A 25,571-nucleotide genomic window follows, 5' to 3' on the forward strand; every position below is an offset into this window, starting at 1 on the left:
GCCACAAGGTGCGTCGTCGGGAGTCAAGGTGCGTCCTCGGCTCCCTGGACGTCGCGGCTTCCGATATCCTTCGGGATAGGGACGTCAAAAGAATACCGCAACCTGTCCGCTTCTCTATTTTTTCCGAGGCTATCGAGGACTCCTGCGGCTCGTTCAACTTCGTCGCTTAGACGTGTCAGTTGGTAGTCTTCGATGTCTAGGCTGGCGTCCCGTATATGTACCCGTGGGACAAGGTTGAAATCTTCGCCCGCCATGATTCTCCACAGTAAAACTGTGTCGAATCCTGCGTGCAGTCCATTGTCGTGACGCAGTTTTAAGTACCTGGAATAAAAATGGCAATCAACTTCCGCCTCCAGAATGCCGAATAGCCAGTCAATGCCTTCCAGGTTTAATCCTGTCATGCCGGAGTAAAGGTAGCGCTTAAAGTGCTGGGGATAGTGATCTGCTGGAATTCTTTCAGAGAGCGAGCGATAAAATGGAGAAATTAAACGAGCATCGAAAGATGACAAGATATCCAGATCTAGGCTAAAACCCTGGTAGGTATTGAATGTTAGATAATGTAGAAAAGTTGGACGTACGTCGCTGGCGGGAATCATCCCTAATACTTCGCTATACACTTCTGCGCGCATATATGGATACGAAGCGAATGTGCTGCGCACGTGATCGAGGGCTGATTGTTCGAGGCTTGGCCGCAACTCCTCGATTTGGCCATTTTTAACAAAGTTATCAGTGAATTGTGATGCGCATTCCTCGAATCCTTCGCAAATTTTCTTAAGAATATGTATAGGTAATCTGGGCCCTTGGCTGAAATTGGAAACGGAGGCGTATATCGTCGCTTTTAGTACCTTGTTGAGAGAATGTATTCTTGTTGTAGAATGTGAGATTGTGTTTGCGCCATCAATGACTGCCCGAACATACTCTGTCGATGAACTGCTGTCGGTCAAGCCGACTCGGTTCTGAATCAGGTATGCGAGATCTCTGAATGTGATGGCGGTTAGCGCTTCGAAGATCTCAGTACCGCTTTCCGTGTATTTTCCAGCGAGGTGCGAAGCGGTAAACTCTAGGCGACTAATTGAAACGGGGTCAGGAAGCTTATTTTCAGTCGAAAGCAACCTTGATTCGATTAGTTGACGATGCGTATCTATCTTAATGCTTGATATTGATTTAGACAGTAAAGCCGCCTCGTTCATTAAGATCTTAGTAATCAGGGAACGAAGGGAAATCGGGAGCTCTGGATTACGCAGCACCCTAATCATCGCGGTGTTCCGCGACTGCATCACTGAGCTTATCATGCTTAATGAACGTGAACAGTAAAATTGTATAATTCTCTGTGAAGTTTTCCCGAACAATGCGTCATTGCGCAGCAAGACATATTTGAGTGTAAGTAATCGATTAACTAATTTTATGCGATTTCTGAGGGTGCTCCCCAAAACCAGTATATCGAATGTGCTGTAAATGTAGGCTTTCTGTTGCGTTTCGGGTAGGTGCTGTATTTCCTGGAGGCGATCGTGAACCCACTCTTCTGTAGAAATGCTCGTATCTCCAAAGAGTCCGAGGAGAGGTGAGAAATGCCCTTTAATGTCGATAGCAGATTGGCGTCGTATTGCTTCTCTGATGTTTTGTTCCACGTAAGAGGGTTGAAGAAGTCGATTTGTAGATGCTCTGAGTAGAGTTAATAGAGTAAATATGAGTATGACGCTAACAATGGCGAAGCAGGATGTCCACAATGACGCTATAAATAGATGTGGGTTTATGTCGGTATGCCATATTTCATGTGTAGTGATTGAGTCGATCGTGAATGGGGTTATGAATACAATCAGTGTGAACACAGAGAATTCTGAAGTTGAAAGCAATCTACTCACCAAGGACTCAGAGAATATGTAAGTCGAGACAGACATTCCCAGGTACTCGGGGCTATCTACTCTTTCCTTTGCTGCGCTCGCCATGCTCGCGGTGACAAAGGTCAATAGAGCCATTATAGAAGTAGCTCCTAACATTGTGTTTCTTGGTGTCTCGGGAGACTGAGTAATAAAGTTCCAGAAAGTCCAGGTTGGATGTGTGGCGATCCACATGGTTAGCAATCCGGTGGCCGACAGCATGAATGCCTGCTCGATAGATCCTTTGTGTAGCAAATGCTCTTCGATCTTCTCGAAGAGTTTTCTTGTATGCGGACTGATGGTGAGTGCAATTTTTGTTGTCAGTCGTCTTATGAGCCAGCCAATGACTAGGAATGTAGTGGCGCAAACTAGTGGGAGTGTCCATGAATCTTTCAGCACGTTCGTATTGTAGAGAGCATTCCATGAGAAAGTGGGCGTATGACTCGAACGTATTGCTTCACTGGTTGGTGCGACTGTTGCTAGAGCAGCGTGGGGGGCCGCAGCGTTGCGCTGCGGCCCCCATTCATTGTCTCCAGCCCGGTTCAGCTGCTCTGGGCGGTACTGGACGTGCTGTTCGACTTGTTGTTTTGGTTGCCGGACTGCTGACCGTTGGACTGCTGCCCGCCACCGGGCTGCTGGCCCTGGCCGCCACCGGGCTGCTGGCCCTGGCCGCTGTCGGGCTGACCGCCCTGGCCTCCCGGGCCTCCCTGACCACCACCCATGGGGCCTCCCGTCCCGGCCGACAGCGCCGAGGCCGTCCCCGTGGCCGAGCCGCCGGACGACGTCGCCACCGTGTACTGCTGGCCCTCAGTGAGGCCCAGCACCGTGATCGCCTCAGCCGTGAAGTCCACCTTGAGCGAGGCCACCTGCGAGCCGGAAGCATCCGTGACGGTCAGCGTGTCCCCCGCGCTCACCGACGGCGAGCCCGTCACCCCCACGAGCTGACTCTCGCCGTTGGCGTCCACTGAGCCGTCCATCGCGCCGGCCTGCCCCGAGACCACCACGATCCCGCCTTTGACGTAGGCCGAGCCATTGGAGTCGATACCGTCGGAGGAGGCGTAGGAGACCTCCACCTCGCCGCCGCTGATCGTCAGCACCGAACCGTCGTCGGACTCGGAGTCGGCATTCTCGTGCCCCTCGATGACGTGGTCGCCATTGGAGGCGTTGATGCCGTCGTCGCCCGCCGCGATGGACAGCTCCCCACCGGACACGTTGATGAACGGCGCCTGCAGCCCCTCATCGGCCGCATTGACAGTGACCTTCCCGGAGTCCTGCGTGTAGCTCACCCCGGCGTTGATGCCCTTGGGAGAGGGCGTCGAGGAGTCCGCCGTCGACTCCTGCCCGGGCGGGGCCTGCTCCTCAACAGTGGCGTTCGCCTGGCCGCCGCCGGCCGTGATCGTCAGGGTCGTGTCCTTGACGGTGACGTCCGTGGTCGCCGAGATCGCGTCGTCGGTGGAGGTCAGCGTGATGCTCGCCTTGCCCAGGGAGATGAAGCCCTTCGTCTCATCGTCGCCCTCACTGGACTTCAGGGCATCGCCCCCGGCCTCCACCCTCAGCGTCCCAGACTCCACCACCAGGTAGTCCTTGCCTCGCAGGCCGTCGTCGGCGGCCTTGACCGTGATGGTGGCGTTCCCGGTGATGATGAGGCCGTTCTTGGAGGAGATGCCGTCCTTGTAGGAGCCGGTCACGTCCAGCTGGCCGGTCCCGGTGACAGTGAGCGTGTCGGAGGAGAACAGGGCCGCGGTGGCCTCCTGCCCCGAGGCGTAGCTCGCGCCGTCGGTCAGCGTGTTCTTGGAGTCCTTGGCCAGGACCACGATCGCGTTGCCGGCGTCCTGGATGTCGATGGCCGGCCCGTCCGAGCTCGTGATGCTCGCGCCGCTGAGGACCAGGCGCACGTCGGCCTTGGGGGCGTTGACGACGATCCGCCCGTTGCTGAGCTCGCCGCTGATGACGTAGGTGCCGCCGCCGCTGATGGTGACGGTGCCCCCGTCGACCTTCACGTTGCTCGACGCCGACCCGCTGGCCGAGGCCGACGATCCCGACAGCGTGATCGTGGTGGCCGACGACGTGTCCGGGGTCCCGGCGTCGTCCGCGGAGCTCGAGGCGTCCTCCACTGAGGCGTTGGCCCCCAGGATGTCGGAGACGCTCGCGCCGGTCGACGCCGTGGCCACCGACGAGGAGATCGTCGTCCACGTCGTGTCCGACTCACTCGAGCTCGAGGCGCTGGCGTTGCCGGAGGCCGAGGAGGTCGAGCAACCGGCCGCCAGGGCGATCGCGGCCAGGAACGCGACGGCTCCGGTCGCGCGGCGGCGGAGTCGGTTGAGGGGCTTGGTCGTCGTCTTGGTGGTCTTCATGGTTTCTGGGCCTCTTCTTCTCGGGTTCTTCTCGGGTCCGATGTCGGATCGTGGGTGGTCTGGGTGCGGCGCTCAGGCGGCGCTCACGGTGGCGCGCGTGGCGCCGATGCTCTCCAGGTTGGAGCGGTCGGTGCCGAACAGGTCGGCGAGCTCGTGGGTCAGGGTCCGGTACCACCGGTTGGCGGGCAGCTCGGGGTGAAGCAGCGCCATGCCGGTGGCGTACTTCGAGATGCGGGCGGGGCGGTGCCCGGCGTCCCACAGAGCCCGGTCCGCAGGCGAGGGCGTGGCTGGGTTCTTCGTCTCGACGACGGCGAGGCCCGCCACCGCCACCGGCTCGCCGCCGTCGATGGCTGCGGTCAGGTGGGCCGGGCGCAGGGCCTGCGGGGCCCCGGCGACTCCGGCGGTCCTCGTGCGGACCCCCGGTGTCAGGCGCCGCCAGGTCAGGGTCGTGTCGATGGTGGCCCGGGCCTCGGCCTCAGGCAGGTGCAAGGTGGTGCGCTCATAGGTGGTGGCCAGCACCGGCCGCAGTGCGGCGGCGACATCCCGGGCCGCAGCCGGACCGGAGACCCCCGTGCTCGCCAGGCAGCCGGCTACGAAGGCTCGGCCCGAGCCGGTCAGGCGGGAGGCGTCGTCGGGGTGGTAGCCCATGCGCCGCTTGACGGTGGTGCCGCGCGCGCCGCGGGTCTTGACCTCCAGGAAGCACAGGCCGGAATCCAGGTAGGTGCGGGTGCGCACCTTGAAGCGCCGACGCCGCTTGCGGGCCGTGAGCATGAAGGCCTCCAGCCCCGGGGTGTCGAAGTAGGTCGAGGCGTAGGAGAAGCGGCGCCTCCCGTCGATGTCCAGGACCCGGGCCTCGGAGATGAGACCGCCCACGAGCTCCTGCGCGCGCTCCAGCGGCACCAGGTACTTGCGGTCCACCCGGGTCAGCAGGCCGGCGGCGCTGTTGAGCTCGGCGAGACTGGTCGGAGCCAGGTGGTCGGCGTTCAGGGAGTCCGACGTCGGAGCCAGAGGCCCCGCGGAGGAGGCTGCCGGGGAAGTGCTCACGGTCGCCGTTGAGATCGCCGTCGAGGTCGTCGTGGTCATCATCGGGGTCCCTTCTGTCCTGTTCTGTCGTGTCGGCTTCGTCCGGGGCGGCGCTCGGTGCGAGGCCACGGCCGCGGGCGAGGCCGCCGGCTGCGCGGCGGAGCGAGTGACGTACTGTGCGGCGGGCGCCATGGTGAGGGGCTGGGCCTCGACGGGCTCGGTGCGGGAGCCGGCCTGCGCGGCGTTCAGGCGCGTGCCGCTCCAGGGCTGGGTGGTCTGTGCCTCGCTAGCGACGGCGCCGATCGGCTCGGTGGCCGGCTGCGCGGCGGGGGCGACGTCGTCGAAGGCCGCGGCCGTCTCGAGCTCAGCGGGGGTGTGACGCGGCACCCGGAAGCGGACGTCAACGGTGGTGGTGTCGTCGACCAGGTCGAGGCGCTGGACCTCCACCGAGCGGACCTGCCCGCCCAGGGTGCGCTCCAGGTGCGCGATGAGGGCGGTCTCGTTGGTGATGGCGTGGTCGAGGACGATCACCTGGTGACGGTTGCGGCGCATGAGCGCGGGGTGGTCGCCGATCCACAGGGCGGCGACGACGGTGCCCATGAGGGCCGCCACCATCCCGATCGGCGCGGTCTGGATGCCGCCGAGCAGACCCAGGGCCAGGGCCGCGAAGAAGTAGGCCACCTCGTGCTGGGCCAGCTCGGTGGAGCGCAGGCGGATGATAGACAGAACACCGAAGAGCCCCAGCCCCAGTCCGGCCGCGACGCTCGCCGTCGACAGCAGCAGGGTGACGGCCAGAACGCCCACGTTGACGCCGATATAGGCGGCCATGAGGTCCTTGCGCGCGTGGCGGGGGGCGTAGAGGGCCCCGACCAGGACGGCGAGGGCGATCAGGTCGGCGGCGATGTAGGTCAGGGTGGTCAGGCTCATCGGGAGGCTCCTGTCGGGTCAATCGGACCGGTGACGGGGCCTGGCCACGGGGTGGGCAGCAGGGGAGCGCCCTCAGCGCGCCGCGGCCTTGTGCGGCTCCGTCCGGTGACAAACAGTCAACGGGCGCATTCCATGAGCGCGCTGTGAACAGGGCATGGGGGAGGCATGACTTGCCGCGCCGCGGTATGAGGCGGCCAACAGCGCCCCCACAGGCGGGCGGTGCCCGGGACCTGTGGAGGCGCTGGTCAGGGGTGGGATGGAAGCGTGAGGGCCGCTGCTCAGGCCGCGAGCTGGCGCGACTGGGCCTGACGCCAGTAGCGCCCCAGATCCCGCTTGATGGTGCGGTTCCACCGGTTGGTGGGCAGGTTCGCGTACAGCAGCGCCATGCCGGTGGCGTACTTCGAGATGCGGGCCGGCCGGTGGCCCTGATGCCACAGGAGTCGGTCCGTGGGGGAGGCCGTAGAGGGGTTCTTCGTCTCGACGACGTTGAGGTGATCCACCATGACGCCCTGCTCGAGGCGCCTGCCGTCGGGGCCGAACAGGTCCCAGGTGAGCTGGGTGTCGAAGGTGGCGCGGGCCTCGTCGTGGGGCAGGTGCAGGGTGGTGCGGCTGTAGGTCGAGTCCATGACCGGGACGAGGGCATCGGCGATCGTGCGCGCCTCGTCCGACGAGCAGGTGCCGGACTCCACGAGGCGCTCGATGACGAACAGGCGACCGTCGGGTGTGATGCGGTCGGCGTCGTCGGGATCGTACTTGAAGCGGTCCTTGACCGTGGCCTCGCGCGACCCGTTGGTCTTGACCTCCAGGAAGCACAGGCCGGAGTCCAGGTAGGTGCGGGTGCGGATCTTGTAACGCCGACGGCGCTTGCGGGCCGCCAGGAAGTAGGCGTCCAAGCCAGGGGTGTCGAAGTAGGTCGAGGCGTAACGGAAGTGGCGCAGGCCGTCGATCTGGAGGACTTGCGCTCGCGGGGCGAGGTGGCTGATGACGTGCTGGGTGTCGCCAGGGGGAACCAGGTACTTGCGGTCCATGCGGGTCAGGAGACTCGCCTCGGAGTTGAGCTCGGCGAGGGAGATCGTGTTGATGCCGTCGGTGTTCAGCACGGTGCAGTCCTTTCCGGGATCGGGAGTCGCGAGGTGGGGGAGCCGGTGCTGCTGGGTGGCAGCGGTGGAGGAGGGGCGGCGGCAGTGGCTGCGTGGCGGGTGCGGTGGGAGCAGTGGACGCTGTGGGTGCGCGATGTCCTCGAGGCGATGAGGCGGACCCGATGCGGTGGCGCCGCCGGTGAGGCGGGCCGGCGCGGTCAGTTGTAGCGGGGCTGGGCCATGGACGGTGGGGTCGCCTGAGCGTGCTGCTGGGAGGTGGGGGCCTGTTGCTGGCGGTGACCGGTGATCCAGTCGTAGCGAGGTGGGGCAGTGGCTGCTCTCGCGGCGCTGTCGGCCACGGGGGTCTCGGGCCAGAGCTGCTGGCCGGCGGGCTGAACCTGAGCGGCGGCCTGAACGGGGGCCTGAGGCGGGGCCTCCCGGACCAGGTGGGGACCCTGCTGCGTCTCCTCCTGCTGCAGCTGGGCGGCCGGTGGTTGAGTCGGCCTCGCTGCGCGGGAGCGAGGACGCAGTCGGTAGTGGACCTCGACGATGGTGGTGTCGTTGACCAGGTCCAGGCTCTTGAGGTCGACGCTGCGCACATGGGCGCCGAGCAGGTCCTCGAGCTCGGTGATGAGCTCGTTCTCGTCGCTGATGGCCCGGTCGAGGGTGACGACCTGGTTGCGGTTGCGGCGCATGAGTGCGGGATGGTCCCCCACCCACAACGAGGCGAGGATGAGGGCCATGAGGATGGCGACGATGATGAGGTGGCTCTTGATGCCGCCGAGCAGGCCCAGGGCCAGGGCCGCGAAGAAGTAGGCCACCTCCCCCTGGGCCAGGGAGGAGGAGCGCAGGCGGATGATGGACAGAACACCGAAGAGGCCCAGGCCCAGACCGGCTCCGACGTTGTCGCTCGTCGACAACAGCAGGGTGACGGCCAGGACGCCCACGTTGACGCCGATGTAGGCGGCCACCAGGTCTCGGCGCCCATGGCGCGGAATGTAAAGGGCTCCGACCAGGATGGCGAGGGCCGCAAGGTCGGCGCCGATGTAGGCCAGTGTCAGTGGTAGGTCTTGCAACACCTGCTGCATGAGGATGTCCTTTGGGGAGGTGGGTTTGGGAACTGTATTATTACGTTAACATAACGATAGGTTGGTTTGTATAAATCACGCTAGGATGCGAGCCTCCTGGTCGGTGTGAGGCTGCATACTCTCGGAGCAACCTTCCCTGTTGTCACGGTTATCACCGGCCTGGTGTGTGCTGGTGGCGGGAGGTGGCGATCGAGGTGGTCGCTTTCGATGTCGTCGAATCCCGGTCACTTGCTGGATGTTCGCTGGATGTGACGACACGCCGAAGGGACGCATCTGAGAGGGTGAATTCTGCGTCTTCATCCCCAGGGCTGGGGGTAGAGCGCTGCCGACGACCGGCCGTGCCTGTGGTTAAGGGGTGCGAATAGATGTCGTACCCGTGCAGGACCATCGTTGTGCGGATTGCGGGGATGGGCTCGAGGGCCTCCAACGAGGCGTCCACGGACTGTCTCCACCAGCCGTCCACAGTGAGGCGAAGGTTTTCCACAGAGGGGAGGGGTGGTGTGCACAGGGCCACGTTAGACACAGCATCTTGGGGTGATGGACCCGGATCACCCCAAGGGGTAGTGTCTTGCTCCGCGGGGCCGTTCTGGCCTCCCGTGAATGACAAGCGTGTGGTGCCGCCGGCGCAGTCCCTGTTCGGGGACGGGCCGCAGTCACCGCCACTCGACCCTGAGGAAGAGACGGACATGGCGATCACCATCTACAGCAAGCCCAACTGCGTCCAGTGCACGGCCACCTACCGCGCCATGGACAAGGCCGGCCTGTCCTACGAGACGGTGGACATCTCCTTGGACGCTCAGGCCCTCGAGCAGGTCAAGTCCCTGGGGTACGCTCAGGCCCCCGTCGTCGTCGCCGGAGAGGACCACTGGTCCGGCTTCCGTCCGGACAAGATCAAGACCCTCGCCCTGGCCGTCGAGTCCGTCGCGGTCTGAGGCCGCGGGGGCGCGCCGTGAGTAGCGGGCCTCTGCTGGTCTACTTCTCCTCCACCTCGGAGAACACGCACCGATTCGTGGGCAAGCTCGGCTTCCCGACGGCGCGCATCCCCCTGAGGCGCACGGAGCCGCCGCTGACCGTGGACGAGGAGTATGTCCTGGTCGTGCCCACCTACGGTGGCGGCTCTGTCAAGGGAGCGGTGCCCAAGCAGGTCATCGCCTTCCTCAACAACCCGGACAACCGGGCCCTGTGCCGGGGCGTCATCGCCTCGGGCAACACCAACTTCGGCCAGGCCTACTGCCTGGCGGGTGACATCATCGCCAGCAAGCTGGGGGTGCCGTTCCTGTACCGCTACGAGCTGCTCGGCACCCCCACGGACGTCGCACGCGTCAAAGAAGGATTGGAAAACTTTTGGCAGACACGCTGACGGACACCGGCTCTGAGACCGTGTCCTCCCCGGAGCTGGACTACCACGCGCTCAACGCGAAGCTGAACCTCTACGACGCGGACGGCAGGATCCAGTTCGACGCCGACCACGAGGCGGCCCGGCAGTACTTCCTCCAGCACGTCAACCAGAACACGGTCTTCTTCCACGACCTGGAGGAGAAGCTCGAGTACCTGGTCGAGGAGGGCTACTACGAGGGCCACATCCTGGACAAGTACTCCCCGGAGTTCGTCAAGTCCGCCTTCAAGGCCGCCTACGCCCACAAGTTCCGCTTCGAGACCTTCCTGGGTGCCTTCAAGTACTACACGTCCTACACGCTCAAGACCTTCGACGGGAAGCGCTACCTGGAGCGCTTCGAGGACCGCGTCACCATGGTGGCCCTCACGCTGGCCGACGGCGACGAGCAGCTGGCCCTCGACCTCGTCGACGAGATGATGTCCGGCCGCTTCCAGCCGGCCACCCCCACCTTCCTCAACGAGGGCAAGGCCCAGCGCGGGGAGCCCGTCTCCTGCTTCCTCGTGCGCATCGAGGACAACATGGAGTCGATCGCCCGCGGCATCAACTCCGCCCTCCAGCTGTCCAAGCGCGGTGGGGGAGTGGCCCTCCTGCTGAGCAACCTGCGGGAGATGGGCGCCCCCATCAAGCGCATCGAGAACCAGTCCAGCGGCGTCATCCCCGTCATGAAGCTGTTGGAGGACTCCTTCTCCTACGCCAACCAGCTCGGGGCCCGCCAGGGTGCGGGGGCCGTGTACCTGCACGCCCACCACCCCGACATCATGCGGTTCCTGGACACCAAGCGTGAGAACGCCGACGAGAAGATCCGCATCAAGACCCTCTCGCTGGGCGTCGTCATCCCGGACATCACCTTCGAGCTGGCCCGCAACAACGAGGACATGTACCTCTTCAGCCCCTACGACGTCGAGCGCGTCTACGGCATGCCCTTCGCGGACATCAACGTCACCGAGAAGTACCGCGAGATGGTGGACGACGGGCGCATCAAGAAGAAGAAGATCAACGCCCGCACCTTCTTCCAGACCCTGGCCGAGATCCAGTTCGAGTCCGGCTACCCGTACGTCATGTTCGAGGACACGGTTAATAAGGCCAACCCCATCAAGGGCAAGGTCGTCATGTCCAACCTGTGCTCCGAGATCCTCCAGGTCTCCGAGCCCAGCGAGCTCAATGAGGACCTCACCTACGCCCATGTGGGCAAGGACATCTCTTGCAACCTGGGCAGCCTCAACATCGCCAAGACGATGGACTCCCCGGACTTCGCTCGCACGATCCGCACCGCCGTGCGTGGCCTGACCGCCGTCAGCGACCAGACCCACCTGCCCAGCGTGCCCTCCATCGACCGAGGCAACCACGAGTCGCACGCCATCGGCCTGGGGCAGATGAACCTCCACGGATTCCTGGCGCGCGAGCGCATCCACTACGGCTCGGAGGAGGGTCTGGACTTCACCAACGTCTACTTCGCCAGCGTCCTGTTCGCCGCCCTGACGGCGTCGAACGAGATGGCCGTGGAGCGCGGGGAGAGCTTCGTCGGCTTCGAGGACTCGGCCTACGCCAGCGGCGAGTTCTTCGAGAAGTACGTGACCCAGGACTTCGTGCCGGTCACCGAGCGCGTCAAGGAGATCTTCGCGGCCTCCAGTGTGCACGTTCCCACGCGTGAGGACTGGGCCGAGTTGGCGGAGAAGATCAAGAAGGGCGGCCTGTACAACCGCAACCTGCAGGCCGTGCCGCCCACCGGCTCGATCTCCTACATCAACAACTCCACCTCCTCGATCCACCCGATCGTGGCCAAGGTGGAGATCCGCAAGGAGGGCAAGATCGGCCGCGTCTACTACCCGGCGCCCTTCATGACGAATGACAACCTCGAGTACTACCGGGACGCCTACGAGATCGGCCCCGAGAAGATCATCGACACCTACGCCGTGGCCACCCAGCACGTGGATCAGGGACTGAGCCTCACGCTGTTCTTCCCGGACACGGCCACCACCCGCGACGTCAACCGCGCCCAGATCTACGCCTGGCGCAAGGGCATCAAGACCCTCTACTACATCCGCCTGCGTCAGGCCGCCCTGACCGGCACCGAGGTCGAAGGCTGCGTCTCCTGCATGCTGTGAGCCGGAGTTGGTGGGCCTCTTTAAGGAAGTGGAAAGGATCTTGAGTGGGCCGCGTCGCCTACGGGGATGAGAGTGTTCGTCGTGCTGGCGTTCCTGCTCCGGTGTACTTGTTAGGCGTATATATTGCCGATGAAGATCAATCAGATCTCGCTGATGCGCTCTCTGTGTATGTGCGGCAAGATGGAAAGTTGCACTGGCGAGATCATACTTCTCGTACGAAGCGGGCAGTCTGTAAGACCATCAGTGAATACAGTGCGAACTATCTTGTTGTTGCCGCTTCCCCCATTCCTGAGGGGAGGGGTGAGGAGCGTGCTAGGCAGCAGGCGTTGCACTGTTTAAGCGTGATGCTTGAAGGGGATTTTGGCGTGGATTCACTTGTCCTCGAAAGAAGGCAGCGAACTCAGGATGAAAAGGACAAGAGGACGATTTCCTTGGCTCAGCGTAATAAGGTGTTGACGCCGGGGTTTCGTTTGACTCACAGGTTTGGTCATGAAGATAAGCGCCTATGGGTTCCTGATCAGGTGATCGGAGCGCTGGGCGATCATCGGGCTGGCTCAGATGCTGGCGATAACTGGAGCATGATCGCTGACCGCGTGCGGGTGGAGGAGATTGATCCCCGTAGGTAGCGCGAACGCCGGGCCCACATGACAACACGGGTGCACCGGCGCTTACTTCCACTCCGCGCCTTAACGCGGCGGCACATCCACTATACGCCAGCATTGCTGGGATTGCCAGCAATTGCCGTAATGCTGGCAATCGCGGCATGAGTCACACGTCCCTGACCTTCCGTGTGGCCCTGTCAGTCGACTGCAGGTGACGACTTCTCGGCACGACGGCGCAGCTCGCGCACGGTGGCGTGCGGATCCTCGCCGGCCGGGAACCCGCGCAGGCGCCAGTACATGGCCAGCAGGGAACCGGTGATCGTGTGCCAGAAGGTCGCCACCGCGCAGGGCGCCGCCACCGCCGCGCTCAGGTACTGCAGGGCGAGCGTCGAACCGAGCCCCGCGTTCTGCAGGCCCACCTCGATACCGATCGTGCGGCGGTCGGCCCGCGAGACGCCGAAGACCCGCGCCACGGCGTAACCCAGGGCGTAGCCGGTCGCATTCTCCAAGGCGATCGCGGCGAACATGAGCGGCCCCGCGGTGGCGATGAGCGGCTGGCTCTTGGAGGCCACGGCCGCCACGACCGCGGCGATCGCCACGACCGAGACCCACGGCATCGCCGGCTGGATCCGCGCCACCTGCCGGTGGAAGAAGACGTTGCAGGCCAGGCCCGCGCCCACCGGCAGCAGCACGATCTGCACGATCGACAGCGCCATCGAACCGGCCGGCACCCGCATATAGGTGCCGGCCAGCCACAGGGTCAGCAACGGGGTGACGATAGGGGCGAGCATCGTGGAGAAGGCGGTCATCGACACCGAAAGGGCCGTGTTGCCCTTGGCCAGGTAGCTCACCACGTTCGACGTCGTCCCGCCGGGCACACAACCGATGAGAATGATGCCCACCTTGAGCTCGGGGGACAGCGGAAGCAGGTTCGCCACGCTCCAGCCCACCAGCGGCATGACCGCGTACTGGCTGAGCACGCCCAGAATGACCGGCTTTGGGTGACGGGCGATCATCGTGAAGTCCGGGATGGACAGGGTCATCCCCATTCCCAGCATCGTGACGGCCAGCAACGGCGTCATGTAGCCGGCCAACGGCACGAAGGTGGAGGGCGAGAAGAAGGCGGCGAGGAAGGCGCCGAACATGATGAGTGGGAAGACCGTCACCGCGATGCGAGCGCTGCGGTCCTGTCTCTTCTCGGCGGCTGCATCGGTGCCTGCGTCAATGTCTGTCGGGGGTGTCATGGGATGCCTCGGATCAACGGTGGAGCGTCAGCGGGGATACGCGCCGTGACGATATTCCGAGGAGTGAAACAATGCCGTCTCAGTCCATCGTGCGGACGCACCTGAGTGCTGAGGGCTCGGAACGGGCCGCTGACCGTGATCCGTGTCTGTGGCCTCGCGGGCTCTTTGGGATCGGCGCAGGCCGGGGCTCTACTCGAGGTCGTCGGCGGTGTCGTCGTCGACGACGCCGGACTCGGGTTCATCCTCGGGCTCACGCCACACCTCATCGCAGCGGTGGACGCTCGTGGCGATGAGGCGAGCATTGGGTAGATCCACGGTGCGCACCCAGTGACCGGCCGCCAGCGGGTTCTTACCGAATTCCTCGTGCCGGTTGATGAGCCGCAGCACGAGTACCTCCTCGGGCACGTCAATGTGGATGAGTAGGTCGATCCGCTCGCGCGCCGCACCCCACCCTCGCGTCTCGAGCGCGAGGTAGTTGCCCTCGGTCACGACGACGCCGGTGCCGCTGACGATGCTCCCGGCCGCCACGGACTCGTGCAGATCACGCCGGTAGGCCGGGGCGAAGACTTGTGGGGCGCCGTCGGCCCGCACCCGGTCCAGGGTTGCCAGATATCCCTCGACATCGAAGGTGTCAGGTGCCCCCTTGCGGTTGCGGCGCCCCAGCTCGTCCAGGACGGCGTTGGACAGGTGGAAGCCGTCCATGGCGACCAGCCCGGCGAAGACGCCCGCCGCCTTCAGGCCGGTCTTCAGCTGCTCGGCGATCGTTGATTTTCCCGAACCGGGAGCCCCCACGAGCCCGACGACGAGGCGCTCAGGCGCGTCGTCGGCTGTCAACCGCTGCGTGAGCTGGTCGACGAGGTTGCTGACCAGGGTGGGGATCTCGCCCACCCGAACCGAGGGACTCATGAATCTATTATCTCAGTCAACTAAGTGCCTGAGGGACAGGTGCGGCATCTGCGTCCGTCGTGACGCCAGGAGCGGAGCGGTGGCCGGCTGGACGGCGGAATTGCGGGCGACACCGCCGATGATTGGTTGTTGGCTGCGGTCTCAAGGCCGGCGACGGAACGGGCCGGGGTGCTCACCGTTAATATTCCATTCCGCCCACCCGTTTGATTAGCGATGAAGTCGTCATCATCGTCATCATTCCGAGGCGAAACGGCTGCTGATTCGTAACCCTAGCCTGAGATTTTCGCCATTGATACCAGTAAATATAGAACTTAAGTTCGGCTCCGCATCAATTGAGTGCCGGACTTCTCCCGAAAGGTATGCCGTGTCAAAGATCCCTGCCCCCAGAGCGCTCAGAGCGCCTGCGCGTGCCACAGGTGCTCTCCTCCTGCTCGTGGTGATGGTCGCCGCGATGCTGACGGTCCTGCCCATGCAGGCTCGAGCCGCCATCAACCCGAAGATCACCATCTCCGACCTGTCACTGACCCCCTCCAACGCCACCGGCGAGGAGGACCCGAGCAAGACCTCGGTTCAGAGCGGTGACTACCTCAAGCTGAAGTTCAGCTGGGATGCCAGCAAGGCCCAGGCCAAGGGCGGGGACTCCTTCGAGATCGCACTGCCCGATCAGGTCCGCAGCAAGGACAAGATCACTGAGCCGATGATGCTCAACCACGATGGCGTCAGCACGCAGGTGGGTGAGTGCTCGGTGGCCGAGCGTAAGATCACCTGCACCTTCAACAGTGAGCTCGACAAGATCGTCGCCCAGGGCTTCAAGGACCTGCGGGGTAACGGGACGTCACTGCTGGTGGCTAACGGGGCCTCGAATCTGCCCAACCTGCCGATCAAGGCCAACGGTGTGGATACTCCCGTGGCCGTTCCCGGCGGGAAGGTTGCCCCATACGTCGAAGGCCCCTACAAGCCGGAGAAGGTCACCAAGTGGGCCAGCGACCTGACCGCTGACTCCGACAAGATTGCCTGGCAGCTGATCTTCGGTCCTGACCAGATCAAGGCGGCTCTCGAGGAGAACGGTCAGTCGCTGACCGTGGACGGCAAGACCCGCTCGACCATCATGTTCACCGATGAGCTCGGCCCCGGGCAGAAGTACGTCGCCGACAAGAGCAGGTGGAGGCTGGAGACCGGCACCTCCGAGAGCAAGAGCGCCAGCTCCGGCCAGCTCACGGATGCCTCCGGCGCCGACCAGAACACCAACGCGGGAGACTTCGACCTCGACGTCACCTTCAATGGCGATGTCGCCTTCGTCAAGGTGACTGGCCCCTTCGCGCCGCGCAGCAACTACATCGTCCGCTACGAGTCGACCCCTGACACCGACAACGGCAAGGTTCAGGCGGGTGTGCGGTACAAGAACGACGCCACCGCGCTGGGAACCAGCCTGCGGGGCTCTTACGCAGTGCACTACGCCTCATCCTTCTCCATTAACGTTGAGATGAAGCCCGGCTTCGGTGGATTCGAGATCACCAAGCTCCTCACCGGGACCGAGACCGGCAAGGTGCCGGCGGACACCACCTTCAAGGTCAGTGTCAGCTATGACCTGCCCGGTGACGCGAAAGCAAGCGCCTATCCGGGTTGGAAGGCCCCGGGTACCCTCAACCAGGACCGTACTGGCGGAGACCTGGAAATGACCCTCAACATCGGTGCGAAGACCGTGTTCAAGGAAATCTTCCCCACCGGAACGGTCCTCACGTTCAACGAGGACCCGACGAACGCCTCGACCACTCCCGAAGGTGTCGTCTGGGGCAAGCCGGCTTTCACGGTGAACGGCCAGAGCACCAACACTGCAACCGTTGAGGAGCAGATGCTCGAGACCGTGACGCTGAGCAACTCCGCTGACGCCGTGCCCGTGGATCACGGTGACTTCACGATCACGAAGGCCCTGGCCGGCGACGGCGACTTCAGCAACTCCACCTTCCTGTTCACCTACAGCTGCACTGACAACACCACGGGCTTCCTGATGGTGAAGGGCGGGAAGACCTCGGAGCACTCCGAGGAGGTCAAGGCGGGCTCGACCTGCACCGTCAACGAGGTCACCGACTCCGCCTTCCGGGCGGGGTACACGCTGACCGCCCCGGAGTCGCAGACCGTCGCCATCGTCAAGGGTGAGACGGCCGAGGTGACGATGACCAACACCTACACGAAGGCCAAGGGCTCGTTCTCGGTGACCAACACTGCTTCGGGCGCTCCTGTGGCCGACAAGGAGTTCACCTTCACCTACACCTGCGACAACGGGCAGGAAGGCACCCTCAAGGCCAAGGCCAATGGCGCGGCGGTCAACGGTCCGGAGCTGCCCGTGGGCACTGAGTGCACCATTGAGCAGGACATGGACAAGGCTCAGGTCGACGGGTACACCCTCAAGGCGCCAGCCTCTCAGAAGGTGACTATTGGCGAGAAGGTGCTGGACCTGAGGTTCGCCGGCATGTACACCTCGCTCGCCGTGCCGACGCCGAGCGCTGACGCGACTGCGGAGCCTTCCGCTGAGCCGAGTGCTGCGCCGAGTGCCGCTCCGGCTGACAAGCCCGCTGCTGACGCGAAGGCCGACCCGAACGCCAAGCCCAGTGCTGACGCGACTGCGGAGCCTTCCGCTGAGCCGAGTGCTGCGCCGAGTGCCGCTCCGGCTGACAAGCCGGCTGCTGACGCGAAGGCCGACCCGAACGCCAAGCCCAGTGCTGACGCGACTGCGGAGCCTTCCGCTGAGCCGAGTGCTGCGCCGAGTGCGGACCCGGCTGACAAGCCGGCCGCTGACGCGAAGGCCGACCCGAACGCCAAGCCCAGTGCTGACGCGACCGCTACGCCGAGCGCCGAGGCGACTACGGAGCCGTCCGCGGAGGAGACTGCTACGCCGAGCGCCAGCGCCGGCTCTGACGTGAACGGAGACCCGAACGCTGACGCTGACGCGAACCCGAACGCCAAGCCCAGCGCCAGCGCGAGCAGCTCCACCGCTGCGGGTGACTCGTCGTCCTCCGGTGCGACTCCGCCGGTGACGTCCACCAACTCGGCGGCGCCGGTCCCGGCCGATGGGGCGCCGAGCGGTTCGGCGGGCGGTCCGCTGGCCAGCACCGGTGTGAGGATCGGCCTGCCTCTGGGCATCGCCGTGGTCGCTGTGATGGGAGGGGCTCTGCTGGTGAGCCGCCGCCGCGCCTGACGCCGGCCCCCAGTTCCCACCTCTCACAGGGATAGATCCCCGGGCCCACCTGAGTTCCGCACTCAGGTGGGCCCGGGGCTTCCTGCGCTCCAGCAGCCGCACAGGATGGACAGGGGAACAATCCCCATCCCGTGCGCCGGGGGCGAGGCCCTACGGTGGCGCCATGGCTCATCGTCGACGCAGCGTCATCCGGTTCCTGTTCATCGCGCTCTTCCTGGCGCGTTCGGGTGAGTCGGTCCGGTTGTGACGGGGCTGGCGGTAGGAAAAGCCCTCCCGAGGCGCACGATTCTGGTCGGTGACGGAGCGTTGGTGCTGCCGGTGATGTCGGGCTGCGGGGCGCTGGCTCCAGAGAATATCCGGGCTCGTCATCAGATCGAAAAGTCCTTGAAGAGCTTCCATGCCGTCAAATCAGTAAATGTGGAGCTGGATTCCAACTTCACTGCAGGTGACTCCTGGTCCGTCCTGATCCTCCTTAACAAAAATCCTGGGCGAGAAGAGACTCTTGCCGTCCTTAAAGGCGGTTATGATCGGGTTGTGCAGGTGGTGGAGGATGACTTTGCCAGTGTGTCGGCATCATGGGTGCAGAACGGGGCCTCTGTGTCGTGGCCGATCTCAGGGAATGAGCCGAATGGGGCAGAACTCGATTATCTGAGAGAGCTGGCGAAGCCCGGTCGAGGCACCATGAGTGCTGGTCGTGGTCGTATCTCGGTAAGTCGAGGAGTGGTCAAGGAGTTTCCAGCTGACCTTATCGTGGCGCCACGATCCGGAGTGGGTGTGAGTGACAGCTTTGAGCTTGACGGTATGATTATTCGGGCGGTTTCCGATGCCGTCGACCTCAGTCCCATTCCTCTCCGTAGGGTTGTGGAGGCTATCGACGCTAAATATTGGGAAGGAGCTGTCGTTGAGCTCACAGACAACGATATCGTGAGTGGAAGCATATCGCTCGATGTTGCTGCTTTTGGAAAAGAGTCTGACGGGCTTGACGTCGCCGCGGCAGCGAAAGTTCTCAATGTCATCTCAGGAAATCAGCTACTTCAAGAGCTTGGCCTCACGACCGCATGGAACACGAGTGCTGCCAGTCGAGAAGGCGTGTTCTTCCACATGAAAGCGGGTGTTTTCGATGCCGGAGACCCACCGGAAGAGGGCGCGAAGATACTTGCAGCAGCACAGAAGTCTGCCTCCGATTCGTCGTAACGGGAGCATGAATCTGATGGTTCCCTGTAACAGGAGAGTGCGGCAGGTGTTCTCGATGCAACGGAGTGACGTCCGATGAGTGTGCGACGTCGTCAGGTCCTGGCCGTAGCGGCCGCATCTCTTGTTCTCGCAGTGGCCGGGTGCTCGCCCATGGCCATGGCACGCAAGAGACGGAAGCGGAAGGTGCAGCAGTACCTCTCCGGGCTCGACGCCGTGGCATCCGCGCGGGTGGAGGTGCACCCGGAATTCGTAGAGCCAGATCGTTGGATCGCGGACGTGCGGCTCAAGGATGATCCGTCCGCCGAATCGGTGGCGACAGTTGTCCGGGACGCCTACGCCAAGGTGCTGAACCTGACCGGAGCCAATGAGGTGAGGATGGTCGTCTCCTGGGTCAAGGGGAAGACCTCCGTGTTCTGCTACCTGCCGATGAAGGAGGCTGACAAGGCCGCATCCTCCACGGTGGAGGCGTTATCGCCCGGCATGGAGCGAGTCCAGATCGAAGAGGAAAGAATATCCTTCGAGTACCGGACTACTGAAACCCTCCCGGATCATTTCATCCTGCCGCCCACTTCCCCGGTGCTGCGCCTCGGCTCCCTAAGGGTCGAGCAGAGCATTCTCATTGGACGGTCTCACTGCTTCATCTCCCACGCCAAGGGTAAGGACCTCGCATCCGTGCCGATCAAACGTGCACTGGAAGCCATCCCCGCCGACAAGCGGTACGGAGCGGTTCTGAGCCTGGAGGCGGAGGATTATAACAGTCACCAGGCCCGTCTCATATTCAAGAAATGGGTCAATGACTGGCAGGATGAGGATGTTCAGCCCGACGCTGCAGTTCTTGCCACAGTGCTCGGAAACCAGGTGCTCCAGCGGGTGGAGCTGCTTACCTCGGTGGAAAGCAAAGTCCAGCCCAGGGTGGTTGGCTTTGACATGAAGTCCGGCACTGTGATCGGCCAGGGGGATCCGCCTGAGAAGGGTGCGCCCATCCTCGCCGCGGCTCAGCAAATGGTGGCCTCGGCATCCTGATGGGTCCGAACTCGGGGGCGTCTCTGTCTGACGTGCACATGCCAGACATCATCAAAGGAAGGGCGGTGAGGTCGATGAGTGTTCGACGTCGTGAGGTGCTGGTACTGGGAGTCGCGTCTCTTGCTCTCAGTGCGACTGCGTGCTCGCCGTTCGCTCTGGTTCGCGGCAGGAAGAAAAGGAAGGTGAGCGCGTACCTTTCCGGGCTTGATGGTGTCGCGTCTGTCGAGGTGCATGTTGATCCAGACCTCGTGTCTGGTGATCGTTGGGACGTGACAGTGAACCTCAAGGGGGATCCTGGGCAGGACACAGTCCTCGCAATCATTCGCAACGCACGAAACGAGGTCGTGCATCTGGTTGATTCTGACAAGGTGGACCTTGATGTCAGATGGGATCAGGGTGTGACGTCGATGGCCTGTCACCTGCCCATGGATGACCCCGAGAAGGCTGTGCTGGCTGCCATCAAGGTGGTCTCCTCCGAGCTGGAGCGCGTGGGAATATCCAAGGAGAGAATCACTCTCGACTATCAGAACGGAACAAGCCTTCCTGACAACGCCATCCTGCCGCCGACGTCGCCGGTTGTGGGTATTGGTTCACTCAAGACCGAGCAGGATTACTTTCTGGGTGGATCCTATTGTTTTATCACGCATTCTCAAGGTGTGGATCTCACGTCCGTTCCGATCAAGCGTGTTCTCGATGCCATCCCGGCAGATCAGCGAGTTCATGCGACGGTGATTCTGAATGCGCACGACGACATCAGCCAGGTGACCCAGCTGACCGTGCGAGGGCTCGGTGAGGACGGGAAGGGTGTGGATACTGCTGCGGCAGCCCCAGTCCTGGCGGCCGTCCTGGGGAATCAGGTGCTTCAGAGGGTCGAGCTGACCACCGCGCTGGACGGAGATCAGGACTTTGAGGAGGTCGTCTTCGACATGCAGTCGGGCGACGTGCTCGGGCAGGGCGACCCCCCTGAGAAGGCAGCCGCCATCCTCTTCGCCGCCCGGCAGGCCGCGGCCTCCTCGTCGTGACGGCGGCGACGACGTCGAACCGGACCTCAGGAGCGCGGCGGGTACCACAGACTCGTTCGGGCGGGCTGGGCTGCCCGCCGAGGGACTCGTCGGTAGCATGAGGCCGGATCACCCAAACCTCGGGAGGAACTGATGCACGAGCCCATCAAGCTGGTCGACCGCGTCCAGGCCATCAACTGGAACCGCCTGACCGACGACAAGGACCTCGAGGTCTGGGACCGCCTCACCGGCAACTTCTGGCTGCCCGAGAAGGTGCCGCTGTCCAACGACGTGCAGTCCTGGGCCACCCTCAACGAGGCCGAGAAGAACATGACCACCCGCGTCTTCACCGGCCTGACCCTCCTGGACACGATCCAGGGCACGGTCGGCGCGGTCTCCCTCATCCCGGACGCCCGGACCCCCCACGAGGAGGCGGTGCTCACCAACATCGCCTTCATGGAGTCGGTCCACGCCCGCTCCTACTCCTCGATCTTCTCCACCCTCATCTCGACGGCGGAGATCGACGAGGCCTTCCGCTGGAGCGAGGAGAACGCGAACCTCCAGCGCAAGGCCCGCATCATCCTGGACTACTACCGCGGCGACGACCCCGAGAAGCGCAAGGTCGCCTCCACCATGCTGGAGTCCTTCCTCTTCTACTCCGGCTTCTACGCCCCCATGTACTGGTCCAGCCACGCCAAGCTGACCAACACCGCCGACCTCATCCGCCTCATCATCCGTGACGAGGCCGTCCACGGCTACTACATCGGCTACAAGTACCAGCTCGCCGTGCGCGAGTCCTCGCCCGAGCGCCAGGCCGAGCTCAAGGACTACACCTTCGAGCTGCTCATGGAGCTCTACGACAACGAGGAGCAGTACACCGAGGACCTCTACGACGAGCTCGGCCTGACCGAGGACGTCAAGAAATTCCTGCGCTACAACGCCAACAAGGCCCTCATGAACCTGGGTTACGAGGCACTGTTCCCGGCCGACGCCGTCGACGTCAACCCGGCGATCCTCGCCTCCCTGTCCCCCAACGCCGACGAGAACCACGACTTCTTCTCCGGCTCGGGCTCCTCCTACGTCATGGGTACGGCCGAGGCCACCCAGGACGAGGACTGGGACTTCTGAGAGGCAGGCGGCCGGAGACGGGGAGCGCTCCCCTGGGTGGGCTCCCCATGGTAGGGGGCTCGCGCCGGGTGCACACTTTCGCTATCCCCAGCGCGAGAAAGGAATCCCCATGCGCTCCTCCGTCAAGGTTCTCTCCGTCGCCGCTGCCCTTGTCATGGCTGTCGGACTGTCCGCCTGCGATGAGCAGGACATCGCTCAGCCCTCCCCCGGTAGCGGCTCTGCGACCAGCTCCGCCGAGCCGGACTCAGGCGACTCGGATGCGTCCCCGTCCGAGGACTCCAAGGACGACAAGGATGCCAAGGACACCAAGGGCAAGAGTGGTGAGACCACCAAGTCCGGCTCCGAGATTCAGGAGATCAAGCCGGTGACCTTCAAGGACGAGGAGATCGGTCTTACCCAGACCTGCGACAAGGTGATCGAGGACTACGCCGCACCGAAGTACAAGGCAAGCCGTGATTCAGACACGGTTTACCTGCTTCACTGCACGCTCGACTTCAGTGGAGATATTGCTTTCAGCAGCACGATCGTGGACTCCACCTCGCTCCAGGACAAAACGGAATCCAGGCACAAGGCGGATGAGTACGGGGCGCTGCTGGCCGACGACCTGAAGGATGACGGTCTTGAGGTGTTCGACTCCGAGGACTCCGGATCCACGCATGTTGAGGGCTGGGTCTCCATGGCCACCGTATCGGAGTCGACCAAGCTGAAGCCCTTCTCCGAGGGCACCACCAGCATCGTCTACGACCGCGCAGCCGGAAAGGGCATCCAGTCCGGCAAGCAGTACGCGGCCTACTCCGACACCCAGGACCTCGTGCTCAAGTGATCTCATAGCACTGTCTCCTCGGCGGCCCTGAGAATCCCGCCGATGCTGTTCCCCGACTGCCGCGCCCTACGTTCCACTGGTCCGAAGGGCGCGGCAGCGCGTGAGGGGGCGGCTGATGGCGGTACGGCCGGCCTCCAACGTCAGAGGTATTCGGTAACGTGCTGTCATGACGTCATCCGAGGTGACTCGCCCCCGTCCGACGGTGCCGCCCGTCTACCGGGACGGCCCGTCCAAGATGTCGGAGGTCGATGCCCGCTCCTGGAGCATCGACGACGTCCTCGACGCCGTCTTCTTCGCCATCGCCGCCGTCGCCACGCTCTGGCTGGCCTGGCTGCTCATCGGCTCGGGCTGGCACCTCAATGCGGTGCTCGTGGTCAACTCCCTGCTGTTCTGGGCGGTCCTGGCCTACCTCGCCCTGCCGCGCCTCCATCAGGTCCTCACCTGGCTCTACGTCCCCGACTACTTCATCGGTCGCACCCGCACCCCTGATGGGCTCCTGGGCGACCCCGTCAACCTCGCCGTCAAGGGCGACGAGGAGGACATTCACGAGGCGATGATCGCGGCCGGCTGGGTGCGCGCCGACCCCATCACCCTGCGCTCCTCCTGGCGCATCATCGTCTCCTCGCTGCTGCGCCGCTCCTACCCGGCCGCTCCCGTCTCCAACCTCATGCTCTTCGGACGCAAGCAGAGCTTCGCCTACCAGAAGGAGGTCGAGGGCAACCCCGCCCAGCGCCACCACATCCGCTTCTGGTACTGCCCGCCGGGCTGGTCGCTGCCCGGCGGCGGGCACGTGGACTGGTTGGCCGCCGCCACCTACGACCGCGCCGTCGGCCTGAGCGCCCTCACCCTCCAGGTCACCCACAAGATCGACGCCGACATCGACATCGAGCGCAACTACGTCGTCGACGACGTCCGCTGGGCCAACGAGGCCGCCGAGCTCGAGATCTGGCCGGATGTCTTCACCTCCTACCACGACAAGAACGGGGGAGGAGACCGGGTGGTCACCGACGGCGCCCTCCACGTGCTCGACCTCAACGAGGTGGTCCCCGGCTCCGACGCCGGCCTCTCCCTGCAGTTGGCCCGCCTGGCCGACCATCAGGCCCGACGGCGCCGCCCCAGCCACCTCGTCATCGCCCTGGCGCTCATCGGGCTCATGGTGGCGGTCGAGATTCTGCGCGTGGCCCGCGTCGACATCACCCAGGTGCTGGAGGCCGCCCCGTTCCCGGAGGAGGACCCGGGGGCGGTCACCGCCGTCGTCGCCCTCATCGCCACGGTGTCCGGCGGCCTGACGCTCATCACCGCCGCCCTGGGGGTCGCGGCCTGGCGCGGGCACCCGCGCGGCCGCATCGCCCTCATGGCGACCCTCGTCCTGGGTATCGCCACTGACATGGTTCAGGTCTCCAGCCTCGGGGTCCGCCAGGCTACGCTCGGCCTGGTCGTTACCAGTGCGCTCCAGGTCCTGGCGCTGCTGGCGCTCTCGGCCCGGCAGGTCCACCAGTGGGAGCACGCCCGCAAGGAGGAGCGGCTTGCCGACCGTGCGAGCGCACGGGGCGACCGGGCGGCAGTTAGGCTGAGCTCATGAGCGAGTACCTGGCAGGACCGCAGGACAATGGTGCCGGCGGCGCAGGGCCGGCGAGTCGGTCCGGCCGGCACACCAGCCACGTCAGTCATGTCGATAACTCCCGGCCCGTCGACGGCGAGCGTGAGCACGTGCGCTTCGGCATCCCCTTCAACGGGGTCCTGCCCATCTGGCACGACGATGCCACCATCACCTGGCACCGGCCCGCCGACGGCACCGACCTGTCCACCGTCCTGGGCATGGGGCTGGTGGAGTCCGAGCCCGGCCCCGCCCAGGCCCCGGCCGGGTGGCAGGAGCGCGTCGAGACCGGTGTCCTGACCGACGCCGGCCGCCTCCTGCTGCTCAAGGCGGCCACGCCGTCGGGCCGCCGCGCCATCAACGACCCCGGTGAGGGAGCCCCCATTCCCCTGGAGGCGCCGCTGACCTATGCGGAGGCCATGGAGGGGGTCTTCGACATCGTCGGCTTCGGCATCCACATTGGCCGCGTCATGCTGCGCGCCGCCCGCGACGGCGGCATCATCCTGTTCACCCTGCGTGCGCCGCGCGACCCCGAGCCGCACCACATCCTGTCCGTGCCCGCGAAGGTTGACGACCACGGGGTCATGAGCTTCCACCTGGGGACCCTGCAGGAGATGGAGGGCGGCGCCTGGGACTCCGCCACCCACCGGGACGGCATGGCTCTGCTCGACCTCACCATCCCCTACTCCGACCTCGTGGCCGAGGCCGGCCCCAACGGCGAGGAGGGGCTCGACGCCGACAGCGTCCTGGAGATGGCGCAGCCGGTCGTCCAGTGCATCCTCAAACCCGGTTACCCCTTCGCTCTGGGGGCCTCCATCCTCCTGCCGCAAGCCGACTGAGCCGAGGGCGGGCCCGCGGGCCGGGCTGGGCCGGAGTGGCGGCTGCGGTTCGCGCCGAGGACGTACTTTCCGATCGAGGACTGCGTTGTCCTCCAGGCCACTGGGATCTCCCCGTCGCGATCTGGAGGAGAGCGCAGTCCTGGTGCCGAAAGTCAGTCCTCGATGGGGC

General features: G+C 64.1%; 19 protein-coding genes and 1 pseudogene. 12 read left to right on the forward strand and 8 right to left on the reverse strand.

Annotated elements, in window-relative coordinates; translation table 11 throughout:
• Window positions 1-23: 23 nt before the first annotated feature.
• The 6 genes and pseudogenes from HW274_RS00215 to HW274_RS00240 form a co-directional block, all read right to left on the reverse strand.
• Complete coding sequence (locus HW274_RS00215) at window positions 24-1,628, reverse strand: hypothetical protein (protein WP_185988938.1); 1,605 nt, start codon at window positions 1,626-1,628, stop codon at window positions 24-26.
• A 791-nt stretch (window positions 1,629-2,419) separates the two neighbouring features.
• On the reverse strand, window positions 2,420-4,231 hold the full coding sequence (locus HW274_RS00220) for a carbohydrate-binding domain-containing protein (RefSeq protein WP_185988939.1): 1,812 nt from the start codon (window positions 4,229-4,231) through the stop codon (window positions 2,420-2,422).
• A 72-nt stretch (window positions 4,232-4,303) separates the two neighbouring features.
• Complete coding sequence (locus HW274_RS00225; protein ID WP_185989530.1) at window positions 4,304-5,314, reverse strand: polyphosphate polymerase domain-containing protein; 1,011 nt, start codon at window positions 5,312-5,314, stop codon at window positions 4,304-4,306.
• Between the two features lie 60 nt (window positions 5,315-5,374).
• A pseudogene (locus HW274_RS00230) lies at window positions 5,375-6,181 on the reverse strand (DUF4956 domain-containing protein); the annotation flags it as partial.
• 278 nt (window positions 6,182-6,459) lie between these two features.
• Complete coding sequence (locus HW274_RS00235; RefSeq protein ID WP_075255343.1) at window positions 6,460-7,281, reverse strand: polyphosphate polymerase domain-containing protein; 822 nt, start codon at window positions 7,279-7,281, stop codon at window positions 6,460-6,462.
• 197 nt (window positions 7,282-7,478) lie between these two features.
• Complete coding sequence (locus HW274_RS00240) at window positions 7,479-8,348, reverse strand: DUF4956 domain-containing protein (RefSeq protein ID WP_185988940.1); 870 nt, start codon at window positions 8,346-8,348, stop codon at window positions 7,479-7,481.
• Between the two features lie 686 nt (window positions 8,349-9,034).
• On the opposite strand from HW274_RS00240, the gene nrdH reads away from it, so the two are divergent.
• Genes nrdH through HW274_RS00260 form a run of 4 tightly spaced genes read left to right on the forward strand, consistent with a single transcriptional unit; the run spans window position 9,035 to window position 12,475 of the window.
• Window positions 9,035-9,280, forward strand: coding sequence for a glutaredoxin-like protein NrdH (gene nrdH, locus HW274_RS00245; RefSeq protein ID WP_003788409.1), 246 nt, complete (start codon window positions 9,035-9,037; stop codon window positions 9,278-9,280).
• 17 nt (window positions 9,281-9,297) lie between these two features.
• Window positions 9,298-9,708, forward strand: a complete 411-nt coding sequence (gene nrdI / locus HW274_RS00250; protein WP_070512349.1) for a class Ib ribonucleoside-diphosphate reductase assembly flavoprotein NrdI — start codon at window positions 9,298-9,300, stop codon at window positions 9,706-9,708.
• The gene (gene nrdE / locus HW274_RS00255; protein ID WP_075255329.1) at window positions 9,693-11,849 is read left to right on the forward strand and encodes a class 1b ribonucleoside-diphosphate reductase subunit alpha; all 2,157 of its coding nucleotides are present in this window, start codon (window positions 9,693-9,695) and stop codon (window positions 11,847-11,849) included. Before nrdI ends, nrdE begins: the two co-directional genes overlap by 16 nt.
• A 44-nt stretch (window positions 11,850-11,893) precedes the next feature.
• Window positions 11,894-12,475 carry a hypothetical protein gene (locus HW274_RS00260; protein WP_144020858.1) on the forward strand — a complete coding sequence of 194 codons (582 nt, stop codon included), beginning with the start codon at window positions 11,894-11,896 and terminating at the stop codon, window positions 12,473-12,475.
• Window positions 12,476-12,648: 173 nt separating this feature from the next.
• Here the strand turns inward: HW274_RS00260 and HW274_RS00265 are convergent, their stop codons facing one another.
• Both HW274_RS00265 and HW274_RS00270 read right to left on the reverse strand, forming a co-directional pair.
• The gene (locus tag HW274_RS00265) at window positions 12,649-13,695 is read right to left on the reverse strand and encodes a bile acid:sodium symporter family protein (RefSeq protein ID WP_075255330.1); all 1,047 of its coding nucleotides are present in this window, start codon (window positions 13,693-13,695) and stop codon (window positions 12,649-12,651) included.
• Between the two features lie 189 nt (window positions 13,696-13,884).
• Window positions 13,885-14,601 carry an NB-ARC domain-containing protein gene (locus tag HW274_RS00270; protein WP_075255331.1) on the reverse strand — a complete coding sequence of 239 codons (717 nt, stop codon included), beginning with the start codon at window positions 14,599-14,601 and terminating at the stop codon, window positions 13,885-13,887.
• A 439-nt stretch (window positions 14,602-15,040) separates the two neighbouring features.
• Between HW274_RS00270 and HW274_RS00275 the strand changes: the two genes are divergently transcribed.
• The 8 genes from HW274_RS00275 to HW274_RS00310 all read left to right on the forward strand — a co-directional run bounded on the left by HW274_RS00275 (window position 15,041) and on the right by HW274_RS00310 (window position 25,402).
• Complete coding sequence (locus tag HW274_RS00275; protein WP_260679235.1) at window positions 15,041-17,797, forward strand: DUF5979 domain-containing protein; 2,757 nt, start codon at window positions 15,041-15,043, stop codon at window positions 17,795-17,797.
• A gap of 309 nt (window positions 17,798-18,106) precedes the next feature.
• On the forward strand, window positions 18,107-18,991 hold the full coding sequence (locus HW274_RS00280) for a hypothetical protein (RefSeq protein ID WP_260679115.1): 885 nt from the start codon (window positions 18,107-18,109) through the stop codon (window positions 18,989-18,991).
• Window positions 18,992-19,174: 183 nt separating this feature from the next.
• Window positions 19,175-20,014, forward strand: coding sequence for a hypothetical protein (locus tag HW274_RS00285; RefSeq protein WP_256692562.1), 840 nt, complete (start codon window positions 19,175-19,177; stop codon window positions 20,012-20,014).
• 182 nt (window positions 20,015-20,196) lie between these two features.
• Complete coding sequence (locus HW274_RS00290) at window positions 20,197-21,036, forward strand: hypothetical protein (RefSeq protein ID WP_256692561.1); 840 nt, start codon at window positions 20,197-20,199, stop codon at window positions 21,034-21,036.
• Between the two features lie 132 nt (window positions 21,037-21,168).
• The gene (nrdF, locus tag HW274_RS00295) at window positions 21,169-22,143 is read left to right on the forward strand and encodes a class 1b ribonucleoside-diphosphate reductase subunit beta (protein WP_010612846.1); all 975 of its coding nucleotides are present in this window, start codon (window positions 21,169-21,171) and stop codon (window positions 22,141-22,143) included.
• 109 nt (window positions 22,144-22,252) lie between these two features.
• The gene (locus HW274_RS00300) at window positions 22,253-22,966 is read left to right on the forward strand and encodes a hypothetical protein (RefSeq protein ID WP_075255187.1); all 714 of its coding nucleotides are present in this window, start codon (window positions 22,253-22,255) and stop codon (window positions 22,964-22,966) included.
• Between the two features lie 166 nt (window positions 22,967-23,132).
• Window positions 23,133-24,548, forward strand: a complete 1,416-nt coding sequence (locus HW274_RS00305) for an LssY C-terminal domain-containing protein (RefSeq protein WP_260679116.1) — start codon at window positions 23,133-23,135, stop codon at window positions 24,546-24,548.
• Window positions 24,545-25,402 carry a hypothetical protein gene (locus HW274_RS00310; protein ID WP_185988942.1) on the forward strand — a complete coding sequence of 286 codons (858 nt, stop codon included), beginning with the start codon at window positions 24,545-24,547 and terminating at the stop codon, window positions 25,400-25,402. Before HW274_RS00305 ends, HW274_RS00310 begins: the two co-directional genes overlap by 4 nt.
• Window positions 25,403-25,571: the final 169 nt, after the last annotated feature.

Origin of the sequence: Actinomyces sp. oral taxon 169, from assembly GCF_013394715.1 — a bacterium.
Classification (GTDB): domain Bacteria; phylum Actinomycetota; class Actinomycetes; order Actinomycetales; family Actinomycetaceae; genus Actinomyces.

Excerpts from the sequence above, each read along its gene's own strand:
- HW274_RS00220 (WP_185988939.1), bottom strand. The coding sequence starts at position 4,231 with ATGAAGACCACCAAGACGACGACCAAGCCCCTCAACCGACTCCGCCGC.
- HW274_RS00225 (WP_185989530.1), bottom strand. The coding sequence starts at position 5,314 with ATGACCACGACGACCTCGACGGCGATCTCAACGGCGACCGTGAGCACT.
- HW274_RS00240 (WP_185988940.1), bottom strand. The coding sequence starts at position 8,348 with ATGCAGCAGGTGTTGCAAGACCTACCACTGACACTGGCCTACATCGGC.
- nrdH (WP_003788409.1), top strand. The coding sequence starts at position 9,035 with ATGGCGATCACCATCTACAGCAAGCCCAACTGCGTCCAGTGCACGGCC.
- HW274_RS00265 (WP_075255330.1), bottom strand. The coding sequence starts at position 13,695 with ATGACACCCCCGACAGACATTGACGCAGGCACCGATGCAGCCGCCGAG.
- HW274_RS00270 (WP_075255331.1), bottom strand. The coding sequence starts at position 14,601 with ATGAGTCCCTCGGTTCGGGTGGGCGAGATCCCCACCCTGGTCAGCAAC.
- HW274_RS00275 (WP_260679235.1), top strand. The coding sequence starts at position 15,041 with ATGGTCGCCGCGATGCTGACGGTCCTGCCCATGCAGGCTCGAGCCGCC.
- nrdF (WP_010612846.1), top strand. The coding sequence starts at position 21,169 with ATGCACGAGCCCATCAAGCTGGTCGACCGCGTCCAGGCCATCAACTGG.
- HW274_RS00300 (WP_075255187.1), top strand. The coding sequence starts at position 22,253 with ATGCGCTCCTCCGTCAAGGTTCTCTCCGTCGCCGCTGCCCTTGTCATG.
- HW274_RS00305 (WP_260679116.1), top strand. The coding sequence starts at position 23,133 with ATGACGTCATCCGAGGTGACTCGCCCCCGTCCGACGGTGCCGCCCGTC.
- HW274_RS00310 (WP_185988942.1), top strand. The coding sequence starts at position 24,545 with ATGAGCGAGTACCTGGCAGGACCGCAGGACAATGGTGCCGGCGGCGCA.